Source organism: Longimicrobiaceae bacterium (assembly GCA_035936415.1).
Taxonomy (GTDB): Bacteria; Gemmatimonadota; Gemmatimonadetes; order Longimicrobiales; family Longimicrobiaceae; genus JAFAYN01.
In genome coordinates, this window is the sequence record DASYWD010000094.1 from 1 (window position 1) to 2,465 (window position 2,465).

At 75.6% G+C, this 2,465-nt stretch carries 2 protein-coding genes; both read right to left on the reverse strand.

Translation table 11 applies throughout. From position 1 onward, the window contains the following. Positions 1-43 precede the first annotated feature (43 nt). Positions 44-1,732: a D-aminoacylase gene (locus tag VGR37_03655; protein HEV2146491.1), complete on the reverse strand. Its 1,689-nt coding sequence runs from the start codon at positions 1,730-1,732 to the stop codon at positions 44-46. A gap of 131 nt (positions 1,733-1,863) precedes the next feature. After that, positions 1,864-2,465: BadF/BadG/BcrA/BcrD ATPase family protein (locus VGR37_03660; protein ID HEV2146492.1), on the reverse strand; the 602-nt coding region annotated here is incomplete at its 5' end.

Genomic DNA, 2,465 nt, shown 5'->3' on the forward strand with positions numbered 1-2,465 from the left:
GGGGTGCCGCCGCCGCTTTTTTCTGCCGCCCGGGGTCCGCCGGTCAGTGTGCCCGCCGGAGCGCCCGCCCCGGCCGCGCCCCCGTGACCTCCCCGTTCCGCACCACCGGGGTGCCGTTGACGATCACGTGGCGGATGCCCACCGGCGTCTGCACCGGGTCCTCGAAGGTGGCGCGGTCGCAGACCGTCTCCGGGTCGAAGAGGGTCAGGTCCGCGTACATCCCCGCCTTCACCACCCCGCGCTCGTCCAGCCCCACCCGCGCGGCGGGGAGCGCCGTGAACTTGCGAATCGCGTCCTCCAGGGTGATCACCTTCCGCTCGCGCACGTAGCGGCAGAGGATCCGCGGGAACGAGCCGTACGCGCGCGGGTGCGGCTTCCCGCTGATGGTGGAGTCCGCCGCGCGCGCCCCGGCGTCGATCCCCACGCTCACCCACGGCTGCTTCATCGCGTACTCGATGTCCTCCTCCGACATGGAGAAGTAGATGGCCGAGGTGGAGGCCCGGTCGGCGAGGAGCAGGTCGAAGAGCGCGTCCACCACTTCCTGCCCCCGCGCGCGGGCCACCTCGTCCAGCCGCATCCCCTGGTACTTCTTGAGCGAGTCCGCCGCGGTCCCGGCGATCATCACGCCGCTGGGCCCCCCGGCCGAGGTGCCGATGCGCCAGTCGGAGCCGCCCTCCCCCTCGCCGGTCAGCTCGGCGCGCAGCCGGGCGCGCGTCTCCGGGTCGCGGAGGCGCGCCAGGAGCGAGTCCGTGCCGCCCGCGTGGGCCCAGTTGGGGAGGATGGCGTCCAGCCCGGTGCCGGAGGCGGGGTACGGGTACTGGTCCGCGGTCACGTCCACCCCGCGCGCCCGGGCCGCCTCGATGGCCGCCACCGCCTGCGGCATCTTCCCCCAGTTGGGGCGGCCGGAGGCCTTGAGGTGGTGCACCTGCACCCAGGTGCCCGCCCCCTCGCCGATGGCGATGGCCTCCTCGATGGCCTCCACCAGCCGGTCGCCCTCGGAGCGGATGTGCGAGGCGTACCCGCCCCCGTGGCGCGCCGCCACCCTCGCCAGCTCCGTGATCTCCTCGCGCGAGGCGAAGGAGGCCGGCGCGTAGATGAGCCCGCTGGAGAGCCCCATCGCACCCTGCCGCATGGCCGCGGCGACGTGCTCCTTCATCCGCTCCAGCTCCTCCGCCGTGGGGGCGCGGTCCACGTCCCCCATGACCGCCCGGCGGACCGAGCCCACCGTCACGAAGGTCCCCAGGTTGATGGCGGGGCGCGCCGCCTCCAGCGCCTGGAAGTACCCGTCGAGGTCGCGCCAGGTGACCCGCTCGCGCGACGCCGGCCCCAGCTCGCGGAGCGTGTTCTCGTTGACGGGGACGACGCTGGTGACCTCGCCCGTGATCTCGGAGGTGATCCCCTGCGTGATCTTGGAGATGGCCCGCCCGTCCCGGAGCAGGGGGTACTCGGAGTGCCCCAGCATGTCGATGAACCCCGGCGCGACCACCAGCCCCGTGGCGTCGATGGTGTCGCGCGCCCGCGCCCCCGGAAGGAGCCCCACCGCGACGATGCGGTCCCCGCTGACCGCCACGTCGCCGCGGTACCAGGGGCTCCCCGTGCCGTCCACGATCCGCCCGCCGCGGATCAGGAGGTCGTAGGTGGGATCCGTGGACGTGCCGGCGCGCGGGTTGGCCGCGCACGCGGCGAGGGCGGCGAGCGGGAGCGCGGCGGCCAGGGTGCGGATTCTCGGCATGATGGACCGTGTGGAATTCGACGGGAGGCGGCGGTGGGCCTCGTGCCCACCGCGGCGAAGGAAGCTCCGTGTCGTTCTCCCCCTTTCTCCCGCTTGCGGGGGAGAGGGGGCCGGGGGGAGAGGGGGCCCCCTCAGGCCGAAGCCAGGTGCCCCCGGGCGAGGCGCAGCGCCCCCGCCACGGCGTCCGCCACCGGCGGCATAACGCGGAACGCCGGGTCCGCCGCCTCCAGCGCCTCACGGACGAGGCCCGAGTACAGCTCGGTCCCGAGCACCCCGCCGTGGAACACCACCGGCACCTCCGCCGGCCAGGGCGCCAGGTGGCACTGCAGCGCCACGGCGTGCTCGGCGAGCCGCCCCGCCGCGGCCCGGACCAACGCCAGCGCGACGTCGTCGCCCCCGGTGGCGGCCGCGATCACGCGCGTGGCGAGCGCCGCGATCTCCGCCTTGGCGACGCGCCCGGCCCAGGGCGGGATCCCGTGCACGTCCTCCACGCCGAGCAGCTCCAGGAAGAGGGGGAGGAGCCGCGTCTCCGGCCCCCGGCCGTCCACGGAGCGGAGCGCGGCCACCAGCCCCGCCCGCCCGATGGCGAACCCGCTCCCCTCGTCCCCCACCAGCATCCCCCATCCGCCGCAGCGCTCCACCCGCCCGTCCGGTCCGCGGCCGTACGCCACCGACCCGGTGCCGGCGATCACCAGGATCCCGGCCTCGCCGCCCAGCGCGCCCTCCAGCGCCG

Excerpts from the sequence above, each read along its gene's own strand:
- VGR37_03655 (HEV2146491.1), bottom strand. The coding sequence starts at position 1,732 with ATGCCGAGAATCCGCACCCTGGCCGCCGCGCTCCCGCTCGCCGCCCTC.